General features: G+C 68.5%; 13 protein-coding genes. 4 read left to right on the top strand and 9 right to left on the bottom strand.

The window, feature by feature from the left end; translation table 11 throughout:
- The 8 genes from VE326_07420 to VE326_07385 form a co-directional block, all read right to left on the bottom strand.
- Window positions 1-1485: hypothetical protein (locus tag VE326_07420; GenBank protein HYJ33037.1), on the bottom strand; the 1485-nt coding region annotated here is incomplete at its 3' end.
- Entirely contained in the window at window positions 1485-3455 is a 1971-nt protein-coding gene (locus tag VE326_07415; GenBank protein ID HYJ33036.1) for a hypothetical protein, read from the bottom strand. The genes VE326_07415 and VE326_07420, both read right to left, overlap by 1 nt.
- A 113-nt stretch (window positions 3456-3568) precedes the next feature.
- Complete coding sequence (locus VE326_07410) at window positions 3569-5371, bottom strand: hypothetical protein (GenBank protein ID HYJ33035.1); 1803 nt, start codon at window positions 5369-5371, stop codon at window positions 3569-3571.
- A complete protein-coding gene (locus VE326_07405) occupies window positions 5368-7185 on the bottom strand; it encodes a hypothetical protein (GenBank protein ID HYJ33034.1) in 1818 nt (605 codons plus the stop codon). Before VE326_07405 ends, VE326_07410 begins: the two co-directional genes overlap by 4 nt.
- Window positions 7186-7200: 15 nt before the next feature.
- Window positions 7201-8406 carry a hypothetical protein gene (locus VE326_07400; protein HYJ33033.1) on the bottom strand — a complete coding sequence of 402 codons (1206 nt, stop codon included), beginning with the start codon at window positions 8404-8406 and terminating at the stop codon, window positions 7201-7203.
- Window positions 8403-10616: a hypothetical protein gene (locus tag VE326_07395; protein HYJ33032.1), complete on the bottom strand. Its 2214-nt coding sequence runs from the start codon at window positions 10614-10616 to the stop codon at window positions 8403-8405. The genes VE326_07400 and VE326_07395 overlap by 4 nt, the downstream gene beginning before the upstream one ends.
- Window positions 10617-10885: 269 nt before the next feature.
- Window positions 10886-11269 (bottom strand): response regulator, encoded by a 384-nt coding sequence (locus VE326_07390; protein HYJ33031.1) that lies wholly within the window; start codon window positions 11267-11269, stop codon window positions 10886-10888.
- A complete protein-coding gene (locus VE326_07385; protein HYJ33030.1) occupies window positions 11266-13218 on the bottom strand; it encodes an ATP-binding protein in 1953 nt (650 codons plus the stop codon). Before VE326_07385 ends, VE326_07390 begins: the two co-directional genes overlap by 4 nt.
- A gap of 286 nt (window positions 13219-13504) precedes the next feature.
- On the opposite strand from VE326_07385, the gene VE326_07380 reads away from it, so the two are divergent.
- Complete coding sequence (locus VE326_07380) at window positions 13505-13780, top strand: helix-turn-helix transcriptional regulator (protein ID HYJ33029.1); 276 nt, start codon at window positions 13505-13507, stop codon at window positions 13778-13780.
- 37 nt (window positions 13781-13817) lie between these two features.
- Here VE326_07380 and VE326_07375 read toward each other — a convergent pair whose 3' ends face one another.
- Window positions 13818-16883: a protein kinase gene (locus VE326_07375; protein HYJ33028.1), complete on the bottom strand. Its 3066-nt coding sequence runs from the start codon at window positions 16881-16883 to the stop codon at window positions 13818-13820.
- A 63-nt stretch (window positions 16884-16946) separates the two neighbouring features.
- On the opposite strand from VE326_07375, the gene VE326_07370 reads away from it, so the two are divergent.
- The 3 genes from VE326_07370 to VE326_07360 all read left to right on the top strand — a co-directional run.
- Window positions 16947-18743 (top strand): DUF885 domain-containing protein, encoded by a 1797-nt coding sequence (locus tag VE326_07370; GenBank protein HYJ33027.1) that lies wholly within the window; start codon window positions 16947-16949, stop codon window positions 18741-18743.
- Window positions 18744-18801: 58 nt separating this feature from the next.
- Complete coding sequence (locus VE326_07365; GenBank protein ID HYJ33026.1) at window positions 18802-19698, top strand: PhzF family phenazine biosynthesis protein; 897 nt, start codon at window positions 18802-18804, stop codon at window positions 19696-19698.
- A gap of 200 nt (window positions 19699-19898) precedes the next feature.
- The coding region (locus tag VE326_07360; protein ID HYJ33025.1) for a hypothetical protein at window positions 19899-20718 on the top strand (820 nt) is incomplete at its 3' end.

Below are 20718 nucleotides of genomic sequence, written 5' to 3'. Positions count from 1 at the left end.
GTCCACGAACACCACCAGCTCCCGCTGCTTGTACAAGGGATCGTCCAGGTTCACCTGACGGAAGTTGTCCCCCTCCTTCATCAACGACCGCATGTCCCCGATGTTCTCGTCGAACCGAAGCGTCAGGTTGTCCGTCGTGTATTTGTTCAGGTCGATCGTGAACTTCCCGCTCTGGTGCACGCTCTTCATCTCGAACGACGCCAGCACCGCGAACGTCGGCGCCGTCTGCTCCTGACGCTCGGCGATCGGCGCGGGGCCGCCCGCGCCCGGGGCGTCGGTCGGCCGCGCCTGATCGGCATAGCTCGGCTGGAGCGAGGGAGGCCGCGGGCGGTACCCGCGCGGCCGGTCCGCCGCCGTGGAATCGGTCGCGCCCCCCGAGGCGCCCCCCGCGCCGCCCGCCACCGCCGGCTGCGCCGGGGTCTGGCCCGAGCCTCCCGCCGCGGCGGTCTGTGCCGCGCGCGCGCGGTCGGCGTCGCGCCGGTTCTCTTCGCGGATCTGGCGGTTGTCGGCCCGAATCTGCGCGTTCTCCGCGTTCGTCGCCGCCCGGTTCGCCGCCAGCATCTGCGTCGCCCGGTCCAGCATGCTCGGCTGGCCCCCCGCACCCGTCAGGCTCGCCAGGTCCGGCGTCCCCGTCCCACCCGACGGCGAGAACATCATGTCCGAGATCTTGTTGTACGCCGTCGTGATCAGCGCATCCAACTTCTCGTCCTCGCCCACCTGCGTCAGCTTGATCGCCCCCTCACGCTTCAGGTCGTCGAACGCCCCCTTGATCTCCGCCGCCAGGTACTGCGTCGCCACCCCCGCCGCAAAAGCCTTGTGCTCGTAGATCTGATCGAAGTTCGCCTCGATCAACGCCCGGTGCGGGCTCCGGAACCCCGTCACGTCCATCTCGAACGTGAAGCTGATGTCCGGCGTCGGCGTCTGGAAGCTCTCCCACAGAATCTTCGCCCCCAGCTTCGTCAGCTGCATCGACACCGCCGCCTTCTCCCCATCCAGGAGCGGCGCGTTCCCCAATCCCACCACCTGCTTCGTCAAGTTCCCGTTCGTATCCTTGAACGACGACACCAACCCGAACTTGCCCGCCTTGTACACCACCGGCCCCATCAGCTTCGCCCCGGGAACCGTCCGCTGAAGCTGCCGCTGCGCGTCCGCCACCATCTCCGGCGGTACGCTCAGCGCCACCACCGCGTGCACGATCCCCCCGCCCTCGCCCTCTCGCGCCTCCGCATCCGTCGCCCCCGACCGCACGTTTTCCACATAGCGGAGGAAGGAGAACTGCGGCTTTCCATTCGCGTCCATCGCCAGGTGCGGCTTGTCGTTCACGTAGTAGTACGCCATGGGATCGTTCAGGTCCGGGAAGCACACCAGCTCTCCCGCACGAACCGGCTTGTCGATCAGGATCTGCTGCGCCAGCGCGGCGCCGGTCCAGAGAGCGGCCGCCGCCAGCAGCGCGGCCGCGAGCGCGAATCTCGAGACGGCCTTCATCACTTGCCTCCCAGCAATTCGGTGAACTTGGCGAGCACCTTCTCCTTGGCGCTCGTCGTGGCGTCCAGGGCCATCGTCTTCGCCACCGCCTTGAGATCGGGCTGCTCGAGCATGTCCTTGGGGATCGCCGCGTAGATGTAGTCGTCCGCGACCTTGGCGCTCCAGGCCGTCGCCATCTTGCCGTCGGTCTTGTGGTCCACGATCAGGCGGTAGGCGTAGCCCTTGGAGTCGCGGTCCATGAAGATCTTCTTCGAGACGAGCGGCTCGTTCTTGGCGGGGGAGAGGCTGAAGTTCTCCTCCACCTCCTGCCCGAACTTCTGGTAGTGGATCTGCGCCGTGATGCGGGTGATGTCGCTCGCCTTCATCGCGTCCAGATCGCCCTCCACCTCGATCGTGCGCGGCACGATCGGCGCGGCCAGCGTCACGCCCTCCCACGAGCCCTTCTCCCACGCGGGAGCGGGCGGATAGACCATCCCGCCGCGGAAGCTCCACTGGGCCTGATACTCGTAGACGTCGGCGTCCTTGTCGTCGGCGCGCGCGTAGGTGACGGTGGCGTTGATGCCGTGATCCTTGAGGTACTTCGAGTCGATCGTGACGTGGTCCTCGAAGGGGTTCCCGGTGCTCCGCTTCTTCCGCACGTTCACCGTGACGTAGTTCGCCTCCTGCTCGAACATGTCCTTGGCGTCCAGATCCAGGATGAAGTTGATGTCCCGGTGCGCGAAGAACGGATCGTTCAGGTTGACGGCCGCGACGCACTTGGGATTGTCCCGCACGCCGTCGTACCAGCTGGCCAGGTTGCCCACGAGCTGGAAGGGACGCCGGATCGCCATCCGGTAGTTCAGGCTGATCCGCTTGGTCTTTTGCGAGAACGCGCGCTCGAACGACTGCTTCTTGTACACGTAGCGGTCGCCGTATTGGATGTTGGGGGAGTTCTGCTTCTCCTTGTCCGAAGCGGGCGCCGGCTGCGACGGCGGCGCCGGCTCGGCCATGGCGTTCAGGAAGTACTGGAAGAAGGCCTCGCGCACCTTGGCCACGCGCTCGTCCGAGACCAGCTCGTCGAACTGGATCTTCACGACCTGCGACTCGACGAGGTAGTCGTAGTGCTTGTGCATCTCGTCATAGGAGTACGAGTACTCCGGCTTGTACGAGTCCCACGAGAAGAAGAGGAAGCTGCCGCCCGACTTGCTGGTGCTGGTCTGCTTCCGGCTGTAGGCCGCGCCGAGGGAGTCGAAGTGGGTCTCCAGCTTCGACCAGTCGAAGGTGATGGTGCCGCGGGCCGCCGGCGTGAGCGTGGTGTAGCCGAAGTTGAGCGCGATGGAGAGATCGGTGATCGAACGCGCCTTCTCGAAGGAGGCGGCGAGGAGCTGGGCCCCTTCGGCGGTGAGCCGCGAGGCCGCCGCGCACTTGCCGCCCGGCACGAGCGGCGCCTTCCCGGAGCTGACCAGCTTGGTGGCCATCTTGTCGTCGGACAGCGTTCCGGAGATGATCTGGAATGAGCCGCCGTCGCCGGTCTCCGCCTCGAGGGGCACGGCGCCCATCAGCACGGCCTTGGGGTTCTTCTCCTTGATCGCTTCCGTCAGCTCCTTCTCCTGATCGGGCGTGAGCCCCCACTCCATCAGGAAGTGCATGAGCCCGCCGTTCACACCCCCCTGGTCGGCGCGCTTCTCGGTCGTGAACTTGAGGAAGAGGAATTCCGGCGTTCCGTCGGGCCGCTGCGAGAGGTGCAGGTTGACCGGCATGTAGTAGTAGTTCGCCGTCTTCAATCCCGGCGTGGAGGTCGCCTGCCCGTACAGGGTCACGTGCGTGTTGTCCTTGAGCACGACGTCGATCTTGTTCTCGTCGTCGAGGATGACCGCGCGCGCCGGAGCGGCCATCGCGCCCGCTGCGAGAACCACGGCGGCGGCGGCAAAAAGGGTCCGAAGCGAGGCGCGCCGCGTTCGGACGCGAGACACCACGGGTGCACGGGACATGGGATTCCTCCTAGGGGGACGGTTGGTCTTCATACATACACGCGTCGGCCTCCCGAGGTTGGCCGTCCGCTTCGATCCCGGATTTCAGGGCAACTCGTCGACGCAGTCGCTCGTTACGGGAGCTCGTCGACAAAAATCAGTCCACTGGCGTCGGTGCGCTTGTCGGTCAGCCGCTTGTTGCCCTCCATCTGCCAGGTGACCAGGTAGTCGTAGTTCGGCTGCCCCAGGGGCAGCGTGATCTCCACCTGCTTTTCCTCGATCGCCTCCTCGGGGCGCACCACCAGCTGAGGGCGGCGCCGCTCGCCGAAGAAGGGATAGTCCAGCTGCACCACCACGGCCCGGACGCCCTTGGCCTTGAGGGCGCTGCCGTCGCCCACGAGCTGCACCGTGCGGTGCTCGTAGGGGGCGAAGAGGTCGATCATCGGAGCGTTGGTGGTCTTCCAGTCGGTCTCGAAGGTGCCGCCCCCCTTGAAGCTCCAGCGGGTGCGGTACTGGTAGTCGAGCCACGCGACGCGGTCCTGGTCGCCGTTCCAGCCGTAGACCATGCGGAGATCCTCGACCCCTTTCTTCACGGCGGCGCGGTCGAGAACCACCTCGCGGAGGGTCTGCTCGCCGTCGGCATGGTCCTTCTTCAGGGTGACCGTCACCGTGTTCACGTAGCGGTCGAAATCGGGGATCAGGGCGGCGTCCACGCTGACGTGGACCTCCCGCTGCGAGAAGGTGGGATCGCCCAGGTTCACCGCGCGGAAGTAGGCGGGATCCTTGCCGTAGCGCTTGTAGAAGTCGCCGATGTTGAACGTCACGAAGCTGTGTCGGTCCACGTTCGAACGGTGGTTGAACGACATGTGGCTCTGCCCCTCGGTGCGCATGTCCTTCAGCTGGTAGCCGACCGAGGCGCCGAAGCCGACCGTCTTCCGCGCGCCCATCGCGCCGTTGGCGTTCGTGAGCGACGAGAGCGCCTGCATCAGGCCCCCGCTCTGGTCGGGCGGGACGCGCTCCGGCTCGACGGGGCGGAACATGAGGTCGAGGAGCTTGCTGTAGACCGTGTTGAGCAGCGCTTCCATGCTCGCGTCCGAGCCGCTCGAGCGGAGCTTGATGGCGTGGTTCTTCATCAGCTCGTCGAAGCCCGCCTCCACGTCCGCGCTCACGAAGTAGACCGTGCCGCCCGCCTTGAAGGACTGGCTGTGCTTCACCTCGGACCAGTCGATCGTCAGGTCGGCGTCGTACGCCTCGGAGAGCCCGTTGAACGCCATGTCGAAGACCAGCGAGACGTCGGGCGTGTTCATCTGGAAGCTCTGCAGGAGGAGCGCGGCGTGCTCGGGGTCGAGGTCGAACGAGAGCGCGAGCCGGTTGCCCTCGAGCACCGGCGCCTTCCCGGTCGCGATGACCGTGCGCTTCACCGTCCCTTCGCTCGCACCGGCGTTGTCGGTGGAGGCGGGCGCCGCCGTGGCGGCCCCCGGGCCCCCGCCCGTCAGCACCGAGGAGACCAGCGTGTAGCGGCCGTCGGCGAAGACGATCGGGCCGCGGACCGTGATCGCGTCCTTCTTGTACTTCTCGCGGAGCGCCTTCTCGGCGTCCCGGACGGTCCCCTCGGGGGTGTCGAGGAGCACGAGGAAGTGGAGGATGCCGCCGCCCTTGGCCTCCGTGATCGTCGCGGCCCGCGCGCTGTCGGCGGCGGCGTTCACGACGTAGCGGACGAAGGAGAACTGCGGCCGGCCGCGGTCGTCGGTCGCCAGCCGGGCGCTGGCCGGAAGGTAGACGTAGGTCAGGGAGTCGGTGGCGACGGGAAAGCACCAGAGCCCCGCCGCGCGCTCGCCGCGGTCCATCAGCACGGCCTGGGCGCTTCCTGCGCGAGGCGCCGCGACCACGGCGAGCGCGAGCGCCGCGACCAGCGCCGCGGCCGGCCAACCCCTCACTGTCCCGCTCCCGTCGCCCCGGCGGTCGCCGCGCCTGCGGCGTCGGGCGGCGTGAGGAAGAGGTAGTCGGTGTCGAGGACCTCGAGCTTCCCCTCCTTCGATCCGTTCTTGGAGTACCAGGTCACCTTGTAGGCAATGGGGGAGTCCTTGTCGTGGTAGAGCGCGACCTTCGTCACCGGCGTGGTGTCGGCGGCGCGCAGCGTGGTCTTCTTCATCAGCCGCGGCTTTCCGGCCAGGCTGGTCGCGAACTCCACGACCGCGGTCGCGATCCCCTTGTCGGCGAACAGCGAACGGTCGGCCTCGATCTCCACGACGCGCTTCTCGAAGGGCGGCGTGAGCGAGAGGGCGGCGTCGTTCCCCTTGGTCCACTGGTTCGCGTTCGCCGGAACCGAGACCGTCGGCCCGCCCCGCAGGCTCCAGCGCGTCTGGTACTCGTAGCCGGTCCAGTCCTCGCCGGTCATCCCGAGGCGGGGGAAGGCGACGTTCTGCGTCGTCTTGCCGGCCTCGACGTCGGCGCGGTTGAAGGTGACGGCCTTGGTGTAGGCGGGTTTCCCGGGATAGCTCTTCCGGAAGTTCACGGTCACGAAGTTGATGGCGTCGGCGAAGGAGTCGAGGTAGTCGCCGTCCACCTGGAAGTAGACGGGGCGGAACTCGAAGTCGGGATCGGAGAGGTTCACGACGCGGAAGTAGCGGTCGTCGTTCCCCATGGCGTGGTACAGGCCGCCCAAGTTGCCCGCGGTGTCCAGCGGGACCTTGATCGTGGACTTCTTGCTCAGGTTCAGCACGAACGTGTTCTGGCGGATGTCCTTCCGGTTCTTCAGCACGAACTGATTGTCGGTGTAGTACTTCGTATCCTCGCTGCCGCCGAACGTGCTGGAGAACCAGCCGCGCTCCTGGCGTCCCTGGATCTGGTTCGCCTCGACCGCCTTCTCGCGCTCGGGATCCACCGCCCAGCCGGTCTTCGAATCGAACATCAGCTCGACCAGCTTGTCGGTCACCAGCTGCAGCACCCCCGCCATGTCGTCCGCCTTGATGCCGAGCCCCGCCGAGCGGTCGAGCACCTCGATCTTCAGATTGCCCGTGCGCTGCAGGTTGTCCACGGCGCTCCGGATCTGGGTCTTGGTGTAGTCCTGCTGCACGTTCTGGGTGGAGCTGAAGTGCTGGTAGATGGTCGAGACGTCGGCGGTGACCTTGGCGTTGTACCCCTCGACCGCGGCCTCGTAGTAGCCGTGGATCGCCACGGAGACGTCCGACGTGGGGCTGGTGAGGGAATTCCAGAGAAGGGTCGCCCCCTCCTGGCGGAGCAGCGCCGCGACGACCGCCTTGGATCCCGGCATGAGCGGCGCGCGCCCCGACGTCACCACCGAGCGGGTGAAGCCGCCCTCCCCCTTGTCCGCCAGCACCGCCGAGACCACCTCGAACGAACCGGTCCCTTCCTCGCCGTCCTTCACCGATTGCATCAGCGGCACCGGCCCCATGAGCTTCGCTCCGGCCACTTTCTCCCGAAGCGCCGCCTCCACCTTCTTTACGACCGGGTCGGGCAAAGTGAACTCGACGAGAGCGTGGAACAGCCCGCCGTTCGTGCCGCCCGCCTGGTCCACGTACTTGATGCAGAGGAACTCGAACGTGGAGTCCTCCTTCATCGCCAGGCGGGGGAACTGCGGCAGGTAGTAGTAGAGGGTCGGGTCGTCGCTGTCCTGCAGCAGCTGGACGCCCAGGATCACGCGGGATCCCTTGTCGTAGTTCACGAGCGCCGACGCGGGCCGGGGAAGGGCCAGGAGACAGAGCAGGCAGGCGAGTACGGCACGCTTCATCGGGACACCTCGCGGCTAGGGTTGGCCAAGGACCGACCGGACGCCCGCCGGCTTCGGCAGGGGCGCGCTCGTGACATCCAGGATGCGGGACCAGCTCGCGCTCTCGCGCCAGGGTCCCGCGTGTTCGGAGCCGTCGTTCTTGATCTCGTGGACGCGGTAGCGATAGGGACGGTCCAGACGGACCGCGACCGGGAATCGAATGCCCGAGGAGTAGAGGTCGGGCTGAGTGCTGGTGAACGAGGCGGAGAGCTTCACGCGCCTGCCCGCGATCCCCTCGGCGTCGATCTCGACTTCCTTCTCGGCGAGGTCGGGGCGCAGCTCGTTGTTGAAGTCGTAGCAGTAGACGTCGAGGGCGGCGTAGCCCGGAGGCGCGCGGTCGTTCAGGTCCACGCGCGTCATGAGATTCGGGTAGCGCTTGGTGTCGAGGGCGATCTCGATCGCGCCCGCGCGCACGACGTGGAGGCGCACCGAATCGGTGGCGGCGCTGTCTTTGGCGCCGCCGGCCTGGAGCGACTTCCGCAGCTCCGAGACCAGCGCCGAAGAGCCGGTCAGCTCGCCGATCCCCCAGTCGGAGGCGAGCGCCGGCCCGACGAAGGCGTACCCCAGGCTCAGGAAGACCTGCCCCTTCTCGAGCGCGGCGCGGAAGGCCTGCGCCGTCAGCTCGTCCAGCCCCATCGTGTAGATCCGCTCGGTCCAGTAGCTCTCGCCCGTGGGGCCCGACGCCCCGTCGTCCGAGGATTCGAAGCGCCCCGGCGGGAGTGCCGTCGTGTCGGGGCTTCCGATCGAGGCGTAGATCAGTGCGGTCTCGATGCGGCGGATGGGGAAGGGGCGGATCTCGATCCGGCTCCCTGCGGTTCCCCCCGACCCCAGCTCGCGCGCGGCGCGCGTCAGCTCGTCGGACGAGGCGCGCGGGAGCTTCACCCGGAAGGTGACGAGGCTTCGCGTCGTGAACGTGCCCTGGTCGCGCGAGACCGCGCTTCCCATGTAGCGCATGTCGAGGAAATGGAAGTCGGGCCTGCCGTCGGCGTCGGTGGCGACCGCGAGCTCGGCGGGGGCGTAGTACCAGAGGGTGGGGCGCGCGTCGTCCTGGAAGAGGATGAGCGATCCCGAGACGCGCTGCGTTCTCCAGCTGGGCGCCGCCGCAACGCATCGGGGCATGCCGGTGACCGCCGCCACGTACAGTGCGGCCGCGAGGAGGTGCGTGTAGCTGCGTCGCGTCACTTGGGCGCCGGCAGGGCCCCCACGGTCTGCTCCAGCTGATACCGGCCGATCGCCTGCCGGAGGTCGTTGCTCGCGGCCCAGTTGCTTCCGGGGTACGACTGGCCGCTCGCCATCGTCACCGTGAGCGAGTACTCGAACAGGGGATCGCCGGGCACCGACTCGCCCGGCTGGCGCGAGCCCAGGTACAGCGGCCCCACCGTGAAGTCCTTGCCGTCGGCGTTCAGGACGAGCGACTTGGTCTGGAGGTCGCGCGACTGCGGGTCGAAGTAGCGCGAGCGCACCTGCACGCCGATCTCGATCGCGCCCGCGTCGGCGAGCGGCGTGAGCGTGTGGAACGTGATCATCGAGGGCCCGGAGCTCGAGGCGCCCCCGGTGATCGAGCGGATCACCGCGTCGTCGCAGCTCTGGCACGAGGCCTCGACCGCGTACTCCAGCCAGATCCGCTTCGCCTGCCCGTCGATCCATCCGGGCACCGAGGCCGCCGCCCACTGCGCGCGGCCCGCCGGGGGCACCCGGGCGCTCGAGAGATCCCAGGAGTAGACGATCGGACGCTTGGCCGTATCGAGCATCAGCGCGTTCAGGTACTTGAGCTTGATGGGATAGGGCGTGCGGTTGGTCCAGGCGTCGGCGCGGTTCCACCGGAAGCCGCCGAAGGTGACGAAGTCGGCGAGGCGGATCTGGATCGGCACATCCACGGGCGCCAGCTTGCCGCCGCTGGGATAGAGCGTGACGCGGCCGCTGATCCCCACGTCCTCGACCAGCGCCTGCTGGAGGTTCTCCTTCGTGACGGGGTCGGTGATCCAGGAGATGTCGACCTGTCCCAGGAAGTCGGCCAGGCCGGTGACCGCGATCTTGTCCGAGGGGATGTTGTAGCGCCTCAGGTCGTCGGCGATCGAGACGGAGATGCTGTCGATCGGGAGCGCGCGGAGCGCGTTGAAGGTGAGGTGGTGGGTGTCGGCGTAGGCGTGGATCAGGTCGGTGGCGATCTGCCGCTCCTTGATCCCGAGCCCGGCGTCCAGCCGCGCGGCCATCGCCACCTCGCCCGCGCCGCCGGAACCGGTGGCCGAGTAGATCATGCGCAGGTCGTAGCCCGAATCCTCGCTCCAGCGGAGCGAGTACGAATAGGGGAGGAAGTAGAAGATTCCCGACTGCGGATTCTGGTCGGGGTAGAAGGCCGGGAAAACGCCGAGCACGTGGCTGGGATCCAGCTCGATGTCCTCGGAGCGAAGCTCGGCCAGCGGCTCGACCGGCGTGTCGCCGGGGCCCTTGGGGGCCGTGGTCGAGCCGGGGTCCTCCGCCGGCAGCCCGAACTTGAAGTTCCGGATCGCGATCATGTCGGTGCGGGCGATCATCTTCGACGCGGCCACGGTCTTGGTCTCGACCGCCGTGTTCGGCGCCATCATCTTCGCGGTGGCGGGGCTCGCCGTCATCGCGGGGCTCACGGACATCGTGCGCGTGGTCGCGAGGTTGATCGAGCGCACCGCGGCGCCGGAGGGCTGGGCCGCCGGCGCGGGAGCGGCGGTCGCCGGCGAGGCCGCGGCCGCGGTTCTCGGCTGGATCGTGAGCGCGCGCGTGGCGGGCAGGAGCAGCGCCGTGCGATTCAGGCTGGGATGGATGACCTTGGGCGGCAGCGGCTCGCCCGGCGTGGCCCCGAGGCTGGCCGTGGTGGGCCCCGCAGGCTTCGGCGTCACCGTGACCAGGACGTTCTCGGGGCGCGTGCCGTTCTGCCAGGTCTTCGGCATCTCGAAGGCCTTCACGTAGGCCGCCGCGGCCTTGTCGCCGCGGGCCACGCTGATCTTCAAGTACGACGTCTTCACCAGGGTGCCGTCGGCCGCATTCGGATCCAGCTCGAACGCGAGGTCCATCTCGCCGGGGGTGCTCTCGATGGAGGCGGGCGAGGTGGACTTGATCAGCCGGTGGGTCTTGCGGTCGGAGGTCGTCACCTCGCCCCAGAGCTTCCCGCCCTCGAAGCCGGTGTAGTGGACGGTGACGACGATCTTCGTCGCCTCCTCGCGCTTCACCTCGACCTGCGTCACCTCGCCCGCGAGCGTGCCGCCGAGGAGACTGCCGAGCGCGGATTCCATGCCGAACTTGACCCCGGCGACAGGCTTCAGCGTCTTCCCGGTCAGGTCGGCGCGGGCGGGAGCGGACACGACGAAGGACAGCGCGCCGCATACGGCGGCGAGAAGCACGAGGCGATTCCGGCGCATCGAGCGTTCCCCAAGCTGCAGGCCGTCCCCGCCCGTTCGGAGCTCCATGCCGCCGAGCGCGCGAGGATAGGAAGAGACCGCGCCCTCGGACAGGATGGAGAACCGAGGTGCTTGGGGCCCAGTCTCGATGTCGGAAGAAAGGATGTTTGGTGCTGCCGATGCCCGCGGGTGCGGGGCAATGCCACGACCCCGGCGCATCCTCGCGCCGGGGGACGGGGCACGTCAAGCGGTTTCGGCTAGGGGCGGAGCCTCAGAAGGGCACGGCCTGCCTAGGCCGTCTTCGGGGCGCAGCTCTCGTGGAGGGTCCGGAGCAGAGCGTCGCTGTCCGCCGGCTTCTGGAAGAAGGCCACCGCGCCCGCTTCGAGCGACCGCGCGCGGTGGACCGCCGGATCGCGGGCGCTCAGCACGATGATCGGGATGTGCGCCGTGGGAGCGAGCATCTTGAGGCGCTGGAGCACCTGGTATCCGTCCCCGCCGGGCAGGCCGAGGTCGAGGATGATCGCGTCCGGCCGCTCGCGCCGCGCGGCCGCGACCGCCTGGAGCCCGTCGCTCGCCCAGATGGTCTCGAAACCGGCCGCGCCCAGCCGGATCTGGAGCGCCTTCAGATGGTCCTTGTCGTCTTCCACGATGAGCACCGTCTTCATGCCGTTCATGCCGACCTCCTCCTCTCCTCGACCGAAGCGGCGGAAAGGAGCGGGAGCGTGAAGGTGAAGCGGCTCCCCTTTCCCACCGCGCTGTCCACTCGAATGCGACCGCCCATCGTCGTCACCAGTTCGCGACAGATGTAAAGTCCAAGCCCCAGTCCCTTCCGGCTTTCCCGCGAATCACTCGATGCCTGATACATCTGCTCGAAGATCCGCACCTGATCCTCGGGAGCGATCCCGGAGCCTGTGTCCTCGACCGAGATCTCGATGTTCTCCCCTTCCAGGTCCACCTCCGCGCTGATCGAGACCGTGCCGCCGGCGCGCGTGTACTTGACCGCGTTCTCGACCAGGTTCGTCACCACCTGCCGCACCCGCGCCGGATCGGCGAACGCCAGGGGCGGCGGCTCGTAGAGCGAGTGGGAGAGGTCGATCATCTTGGCGGTGGCGGCCGGCTTCAAGGCGGCGACCACGTCTTCGATCACCCCCTCGACCGCGAACGACTGCGGCGAGACGACCAGCTTGCCCGCCTGCGCCCGCGTCACCTCCAGGAGATCCTCGATCATCAGGCGGAGCTGATAGGCGTTCCGCTGGGCGATCTCCACGCATTCGCGCTGCTCCGGTGTGAGCGGCGGACCCACCAGCCCGCGAAGCAGGATGTCCTGGAACTCCACGATGGAGGAGAGGGGGGAGCGCAGCTCGTGCGAGGCATGCGAGAGGAACTGGTCCTTCATCTCCAGCTGCTCCTGAGCGGCGCGCTGCTTCGCCTCCTCGGCCTGCTGGTGGAGCGTGACGTCCCAGTTGATGCCGGTGATGCGCATCGGGCGGCCCTCGGGGTCGAGCGTGACCGCTCCGCGCGCCCCCAGCGCGCGCTCGATGCCTCCGGGATGGACGACGCGGTAGGTGGTGTCGAATTCCGCGCCCCGCTCGAGCGACGTCTCGATCTCCTGGATCACGCGCTCGCGGTCCTCGGGGTGGATCCGCTCGATCATGGCGACGTAGCTGGGCTGCGCGTTGGGTTCGAAGCCCCACAGGCGGAGGATGGTGGCGTCGCATTCCATCTGGTTCTGGAGCACGTCGCGCTCCCACACACCGACCTGGCTCACGTCCAGCATCATCCGGAGGCGGCGCTCGCTTTCGCTGTGTCCGCGCTCGGCCTGGGCGCGGGCCCGCTCCACGCGGGAGAGGACCCGCGCGCTGATCCAGAGCGCCACCACCAGCACCGACGTCGTCGCGACGTCCTGGATCGCCACCCCGAACTCCCGGCCGTAGAGCCCCGCCCTCTGGCCGCTCAGCCGCAGCCAGCCCAGCACGAACGGAACGATCACCGCGATCGGGGTCATGATCCGGATCGAGTCCCCGGCCAGCCCCGGATCGAACGCGAGGGACGTGATGCGCCCGTCGGGGCGCGCCGCGAAGAGCGCGAACACCAGCGCGAGGAGCGCCACCGCCGCGGCCGCGGAGAGCTCGAGGAAGATCGGATTGGGAGCGGTGGAGGCGGCGCCCATCGCGTAGCTGGAGAGCGCGAGCAGCGCCATCATTCCGGCGAGGCCGGTGGCCAGCTGCGACAGCCACCAGCCGCGCTGCCGTCCCCGGTCGAGGAACGCGATCGAGATGGAGAGCGCGAGGAACGAGCCGGACCGGAGCCCCAGGCCGTCGCGCGCATCCAGGATTCCGGCGACGCCGACGATCAGCGCGCAGGCGATGACGAGGAGCCGGCCCCATCGGCGCCGGCGCGCGGTCACGAGCCGTATGGCGAGCCCCGCGGCCGCGAGGCCGAAGGCCGCGACCGGATCGACCGGACGGATCGCGATCTCGCGGGGAAGAACCCCGGCGCGGGACGCGCCCCACAGCAGCGCCGCCAGGGCCGAGCAGCCGGCGACGAACGCCGAAGCGGTGCGGGAAAAGGAAAGCGCCGCCCACCGTCGCGGCGGCGCGACGGAGCGGGTCGAGGTTGCCATGAAAGGTCTATCGGCAGGAGGTCCGCTGAACTGATTGGCGGGATGCTGGATAGAGTGGTCGCGTCGGCTGAACGGGGGAATTGGCGCAGGATGCGGCACCTGCGTTTAAGTCCCTGAAAAATAGACAGTTGCAGTCCGACTGGTTAATATTTGTATTAACTCGCACCGGGCGAGTTGCTATGTTGGTAGTCGTCGACACACAGGGCAGGGGCGGCACGAGCTTGAACAGCCAAGCTCCTGGCCAGGCTTCGCCGGACCCATTGAGATCAACCCAGGAGACGTCACCATGCCCAAACGCAAGAAGGCCGACTCGGCTTCTTCCGACGCGCAGCGAGCGCACCGTGCGGAGGAGCTGATCCGCCAGGCCACCGAGACGATCTACGACGCGATGAAGAAGAAGGCGGTCACGAAGGCCGAGCTGGCGCGGCGGCTGGGCCGGACGAACGCCTACGTCTCGCAGATCCTCTCGCGGAACCGGAACCTCACGCTGCGCACGCTGGCCGATGTGGCGCTGGCCCTGGAAGTGAACCCGCGGATCGTTCTCAGCGATAAGTCCCGCTAGCTTTCTCGCTGGGCCGTCCTCATCGCTGGGCCGCGGCTCATCGATTCGCCGCCGCCTGCGCGCGCTCCTGCTCCAGCCGCGCGATCGCCGCCTTGGCTTCCTCGTTCGCGCGCACGCCGGGATCGGCAAGCCGGTATTGATACGCCACCCTGCGGTAGAGCTCGAGCGCCTCCGGCTTCCGGCCCTGCGCCTCGTATTCACGGGCCAGAAGGATGGCGGCCGCGAAGGTGAACGTGGGCTCACCCCCGAACGGACCCCGCGCCACCACCCGCTCCAGCACCGGAAGGGCGCGCTCCCGGGCGCCAGCCGCGAGAAGCGCACGCGCGCGAGCCCAGTCCTTGCCGTTGTCTTTGGTCCAGGCCGGTCCCTCGCTCTCGCCGGAATCCAGGAGCGGAAGGGCTTGGCCGGCATGACCCTTGGCGAGCGCGATCAAGCCCGCCAGAAAGTCCCGGAGCCTCCGCTCGCGCACGCCCGGATACTTGGCGAGGACGCCGTCGAACTCGCGCAGCTGCCGCTCCGCTTCGGCAAGATGTCCGGTTTGAAGGGAGATGTCCCCGAGGAATTGCAACCCGACTCCGCGCGGATCGACGGAACGCAGCGTGGCGCTCACCTGGCGCGTGAGGGCCCAAGCCTCGTCGTAGCGGCCCGCCGCGACCAGGAGGCGCACCCGCGGGAACACGCTGGGCAGGAGCTCCACCGGGACCAGGCTCGTGGGGGGGATGCCCCCCAGAATCTCCTTCGAGACCCGGTCCGCCTCACGGTACCGACCCTGCGACAGGGGAAGCCAGACCCTTTCCGCTTCGACGAACGCCGCGATCCCCTCGGGAAAGTTGCCCGATCGGGCGTAGGCGGCCGAAGAGTCGAATTCTCCCTTCATCCGGTAGTAGACCGCGAGCCGGAAGCGCGAGTACGGGTCCTTCGGGTCGCGCGCCAGGACCTGGCGCGCCACCCGGGCCACGGCCTCGGCATCCCCCAGTCGCCCGAGGGCCTCCATCTCGAGGTTCATCGGGACCGGATTCGTGGGATTCATCTGATGGAGTTTCTGGGCCAGAGCAACCGGCCGGCCCTTGTCCCCCCGCTCCACCTCGATGTCGATGATGTGCTGGTAGGCCACGGCGAACGTGGGATCCAGTTCGACGGTCCGGTCGAAGGCGGCCCGGGCCGCCTCGATGTCGGCGCCATCGTGGTAGAGGGCCTCGCCCAGCCCATACAGGAACTCCTTGTCGTCCGGATAACGCCGGAGCAGCGCCCGATACTCCGCCGCGGCCTGCCGGTAATGGGACCCCACGAGATCGTGGAGCGCGCGGAGGCCGTCGCGCTCGCGTCCGACCATCCGGTTGCCGAGACGCATGGCTTTCTCAACCTCACGCTCGGCGCCCGTGAAGTCCTGCGTCCACCAGGTTGCGACGGCAAGGTAGTACCAGGCGAGCGCGAAGGTCGAATCGGCCTGGACCGCTTCCTGGAGCGCGGCGGCAGCCTCCGCGTTCTCCGCCCGGTGGAGCAGGTCCACGCCCCGCACGTAGGAGCGGTACGCGGCCGGATCGCGCGTGGTCAGTCCCGCCACGTCGACCGCTGGGCCGCCGGCCTGGACGCCGGCGCGCGCGAGTCCGTGCCGGAGCGCGATTGTCAACGAGTCGACCGCGGCGAAGAGCCCGCGATCGCCTCCCGGAGCCTCGACCCGGCAGGAGGTCAGCACCTGCCCGTTCTGGGTGGAGGAGACCTCCGCCCCCAGCACCACGTCGGGCGCGGTCCGATAGATGTAGCCCACGACGATGTAGGTGGCGCCGGCCCGGCGCCCCACCTCGAGCGCATCGGCGCCCGTGACGGCCTGGTCGGCCTTGCCCAGCTGCCGCATGACGTCGTGCACGCGCTGGGTGCTGAGCACCGGCATCACCTGCGATTGGCCCAGTCCGACGGTGAGCAGGCTCGTCGCGATCGACCCCTCGCCCTTGCTGTCGGCGCGGTCGGCCATGTGCTGGAAGGAGAGAACCGCGATCGACGAAGGCGCGGCCTCCGCGGCGCCATGATGCTTCTGCCATACCGAGACGACGGTGGCGATCGCGACCACGAGGGAGGCGGCGGCCGTGAAGATTCGCGGCCAGCGCCGCCGCGCCCGCTTTGCCTTGGACGGTTCGATCGGGTCGGCACCGGCTGCGGGCCCGGGCGTCGAAGCCGTCCCGGCACCCGCCGCGGCGCCGGAGGTCGAAGCCGTCCCGGCCCCGAACGCAGGCCCCGATCCGGCGCCGCCGCCCGCGAGGGCCGTGGCCATCTCGGAGGCGCGCGATTCCCTCGAGCGCAGCGCGCGGAGGTCCGCCGCGAGGTCGCTCGCGGTCTGGTAGCGCTCGCCCGGATCCTTACGGAGCAGCTTCACCACGATCCGGTCCAGCTCGAGCGGGATTCCGCTGCGCAGGGCGGTCGGCGGCTCGGGCTCCTCGGCGCGCACGGCGTGGAAGGTGGCCTCCAGCGAGCCGCGCGCGAAGGGCCGCACCCCCGTGAGCGACTCGTACAGGGTCACGCCCAGGGAGAAGAGATCGCTCCGCGCGTCCAGCGTTTGGCCCCGCGTCTGCTCGGGGCTCATGTGGTCCGCCGTGCCCGCCGAGACCCCCTCGGCGGTGAGACGCGTCTCTCCCCCGAGCAGCGCGAGCCCGAAGTCGGCGAGCTTGGTGCCTCCCTCGGGCGTGATCAGCACGTTCCCGGGCTTGATGTCGCGGTGGATGACGCCGCGGCCGTGCGCGTGCGCGAGCGCCTCGGCCAGGGTGAGCGCGCGATCGATCAGCTCGGGGACGGGGAGCGGGCGGCGCGCGAGACGCTCGCCAAGCGTCTCCCCCTCGATGTACTCCATCACGAGGAAGAGCCGCCCGTCGTGCTCTTCCAGCGCGTGGATCGCGGCGATGCCGGGATGGGAGAGGGAAGCCAGCGCGCGCGCCTCGCGCTTCAGCCGCTCGCGCCGCTCCGGATCGGCGGCTTCCATGCGGGGGAGGAACTTGAGCGCAACCCGCCGCCCCAGCTTCTCGTCCTCGGCGAGAAAGACCTCCCCCATGCCCCCCGCCCCGAGGGGGCGGAGGATTCGGTAGTGGAGGACTCTCTCCCCAGGGACGGTCATGCGTTGACCCTAGTTGGGCATCACGGGGTTGTCCAGCGCGAGCCGGTGGCGTAGGCTTCGTCGATGGTAGGCAAACTCCTTGAACGCGCCGCGCCTTTCTTCCTTGGTACCGCCGCCGTGCTGGTGACCGCCGCGCTCCCGGCCGCCGGGATCGCCTCGCCCTCGTCCGACCTCGCCAGGCTCGCCGACGAGTACTGGCAGGGATCCCTCGAGGCCTATCCCACCATGGCGACGAGCGTGGGGGACAAGCGCTACGACGACCGGCTCGAGGATATCTCGCCGGCGGGGCGCGACAAGGACCGGAAGCGCCTCGAGAGCGTTCTGGCCCGGACGCGCGCGATTCCCGAGGGCGGGCTCTCCACGCAGGACCGCCTCACGCGGACCGCGCTCCTCACCGAAGTCGAGAACGGGCTCGCCTACACGTCGTGCGGGTTCGAGCAGTGGGTGGTGGATCCGCTGGGCGGGCCTCAGGTGTCGCTGATGAACCTGCCCGACTACACGATCATCGAGACCCCGAAGGACGCGGCCAATTTCGTGAAGCGGATGAACGCCTCGGGTCGTTATGTGGACGCGTATATCGCGAATCTCGAGTCGGGACTGCGCGAAGGGAAGACCGCGTCGCGCGCGGCGGTCGAGAAGGTGATCGCCCAGCTCGAGCGGCTCGCAAAGACTCCCGACGAGAGCCTCGGGGTCTGGAAACCGGCGGCTGACCCGCATGCGGGCTGGAGCGCGTCGGATCGCGACGCCGTGACCCGCGACCTTCGCGCCGCCATCGACGGAACGCTGCGCCCCGCGCTCGCGCGCCTTCAGGGCTTCCTGACCACGCGCGTGCTTCCCGCGGCGCGTCCGCCCGAGAAGGCGGGGCTCGCGGCGCTGCCGGGCGGGCTGGACTGCTACAAGAGCATGATCCGCGTGCACACGTCGCTCGACCTGGATCCGCACGCGCTGCACCAGATCGGTTTGGACGAGGTGGCGAAGTTCCGCCGCGACCTCGCCGCGCTGGGGCAGCGGGTGCTGGGCACGTCCGACGTTGCCGAGATCCAGAGGCGGCTCCGCACGTCGCCCGAGATGCATTTCAAGACGTCGGCCGAGGTGGAGGCCAAGGCGCGCGAGACCCTGGCGCGCGCGCAGGCCGCGGTGCCGGCGTGGTTCGGGAAGATCCAGCCCAAGGCTCCCTGCGAGGTGCGCGTGATGGGGATGCACGAGGCGCCCTATTCCACGATCGCCTACTACCGGGAGCCTTCGTCGGACGGGAAACGCCCGGGTACCTACATGATCAACACCTACCTCCCCGAGACGCGTCCGCGCTACGAAGCCGAGGCGCTCGCGTTCCACGAGTCGGTTCCCGGGCACCATCTCCAGATCGCGACCGCGCAGGAGCTGACCGGCATCCCCGAGTTCCGGAAGCACGTCGGCGTGACCGCGTTCGTCGAGGGCTGGGGGCTGTATGCGGAGCGGCTCGCGTCGGAGATGGGGCTCTACACGGCCGGCGTCGACAGCATCGGCATTCTGTCGTTCGACGCCTGGCGCGCGTGCCGCCTGGTGGTGGACACCGGGATGCACGCCGAGGGCTGGTCGCGCGAGAAGGCGATTCAGTACATGACGGAGAACTCCGTCCTGGCCGAGAACAACATTGAAAACGAAGTGGATCGCTATCTGACGTGGCCCGGACAGGCGCTGGCGTACAAGGTGGGGCAGCTCGAGATCTTGAAGCTGCGCGACGAAGCCAAGTGCCGGCTGGGCCCGCGATTCGACATCAAGGCGTTCCACGACGCGGTGCTCGGGAACGGCGCGGTGTCGCTGCCGGTGTTGCGTCAGCAGGTGGAGGCTTACATTGCGGCCGCGGCGGGAGCGCCCTAGTGGTGGCTGCGCGCGCCGAGAGAGCCGGAGAGACCCCGATGATTGGAGCGAAATCCTGATGCCCGGCGAGACCCCGGTCCTTGTTGTGGACGCCTTCACCAACGAGCCCTTCCGCGGCAACCCCGCTGGCGTCGTGCTACTCGAAAAGCCGCGCCCCGACGACTGGATGCAATCCTTCGCCGCCGAGATGAAGCACGCCGAGACGGCGTTCCTCGTCCCCGAAGAGGGAGGGTTCCACCTGCGGTGGTTCACGCCCGTGGCCGAGGTGGATCTCTGCGGCCATGCGACGCTCGCGAGCGCGCACGCGCTCTGGGAGACGGGAACCCTGGAGGCGGGCCATGAGGCGCGGTTCCGCACGCGCAGCGGCCTGTTGACGGCGCGCCAGTCGCGCGCGGGAATCGAGATGGATTTCCCCGCGCAGCCTCCGCGCCCGGTCGAGGACTGCGACTCCGAAGGAGGCACCGGTCTCGTCGGGGCGGTCGTGAACAAGGCGCTGAGCGGCGCTGTGTGCGAGGCGATCTTCCGCGGCCTGGGCGTGCGCGGCCGCTACGTGGGATGGAACGGCTCCGACTATCTCATCGAGCTGGACTCCGAGGAAGCGGTGCGCGCGTTGAAGCCCGATTTCGCGACGCTGGGATCGATCGGGACGCGAGGCGTCATCGCGACGGCTGCCGCGGGAAACGGCAAAGGGGAGCGCGCTTCGGGCTCCAACGGCCCGGCGTACGACTTCATCTCCCGATTCTTCGCCCCCGCCTTCGGCATCGACGAAGATCCCGTCACCGGATCCGCCCACTGCGCCCTCGGCCCCTACTGGGGCGCCAAGCTCGGCAAGGACGAGGTCCTCGGCTACCAGGCCTCCCCGCGAGGCGGCACCGTCGCCATCAAGCTGCGAGGCGACCGCGTCGCGCTGGTCGGCAAAGCGGTGACCATCCTACGAGGCACGATCGCGGTATAGCTTCACGATCGCGGTGTAGCTTCACAACCGAATCAGTTCGCCTTGATCCGATCAGGATCTATGTCGGCAGTTCTTCAAGGGCGACGATGACGTCGCCCTTCAGGTCTTCTCTCCCCGCCGCATCCTCGTTTACCATGTAGGCCCCACCCGGTCCGTCGACCGTACGGACCCGGCCCAACGTGCCCCGCGAAGGCGCTCCCATGCACAATTATTCGTTGGCTCACGTGAGCGACTCGGATCTCACCCGAGACATCGCCGCACTCGTCACCCGCGATCGCGTCGGCACGGCCGTTCTCCTGGCGCATCTCGCCGAGTTCGACGCCCGCAAGCTGTTCCGTTCGGCCGGATACTCTTCCATGTTCGCCTACTGCGTCGGAGCGCTTCATTTCTCGGAGCCGGGAGCTTCCAAGCGCATCCAGGCAGCCCGGGCCGCCAGACAATTCCCCATTCTCTATCCGGCCCTGGCCGCGGGACGGCTCCACCTGAGCGCGATCTGTCTGATGGCGCCGCATCTCACCGACGAGAATGCCGAGGAGCTGGTCGAGGCCGCCACCCATCGGTCCAAGCGCGACGTGGAGAGCATGATTGGCGCTCGCTTTCCGGAAGCTCTGCCCGAAGCAAGCGCCTCGGCGATGATCCGCCGCGTCGCACCGGCGCCGGTGACCGAGAGAACCGAACCTGCCTTGCTGTTCGCCCCCATTTCCTCGGACGTGCCTTGTCTGGAGCAAGGCCTCCTCGGCCCGATCGTCACGCCGTCAACAGGAGACGACGCTGGGGCGGGCGAATCCGTGTCAACACGGCACAAATTACGTTCCCCGGGGAACGTAAAATTCGATTTGCCCCCCGAAGACTCCGAAGGCAAGACCTGCTCGAGCCCGGTAGAAACTCCGAACGAGGCTCAACCAGCACCGGGGCGACCCGCCAATGTCCGCGCACCAGCATCGGAGCGGTTCCTTGTCCGTTTCACCATCGCGCGCAGCACCCATGACAAGCTTCGCGAGGCTCAGGCGCTGCTCAGCC

The sequence above is a fragment of the Candidatus Binatia bacterium genome, from assembly GCA_035631035.1.
Classification (GTDB): Bacteria; Eisenbacteria; RBG-16-71-46; order SZUA-252; family SZUA-252; genus DASQJL01.
Note: the sequence above shows the minus strand (reverse complement) of the source record. Positions and strands in the feature narration are given on the sequence as shown.